This is a genomic window from Pseudoalteromonas sp. GW168-MNA-CIBAN-0100, from assembly GCF_040309225.1.
Lineage (GTDB): Bacteria > Pseudomonadota > Gammaproteobacteria > Enterobacterales > Alteromonadaceae > Pseudoalteromonas > Pseudoalteromonas arctica.
Genome location: NZ_JBEOOL010001188.1, coordinates 1 through 230, shown reverse-complemented (window position 1 = coordinate 230; position 230 = coordinate 1). Strand labels below are relative to the sequence as shown.

Sequence of the window (230 nt, the reverse complement as noted above, 5' to 3'; positions counted from 1 at the left end):
GTGCAAACTGGATCTCTAAAGTAAAAGCAGGTGTTCGTGCTACTAAACGCGATTACGAATATGAACAATACAAAGTAGAAATTAAAGATATTTATAAAAATGCTATTAACGACTCAGATGGATCATTAGCAACTTTATGGGCCGATGATTATAACGCCCTATTTCCTGGCAGCTTTACAACTATGAGCCACGATAACTCTTTTAATCAACTAGGTCATTCTGGTCAAAAC

Annotated in this window: 1 protein-coding gene; it reads left to right on the top strand. The window is 36.1% G+C overall.

What is annotated here, in order from left to right; translation table 11 throughout:
• On the top strand, positions 1–230 hold a 230-nt coding region (locus AAEY62_RS25150; RefSeq protein WP_350637230.1), incomplete at both ends, for a hypothetical protein.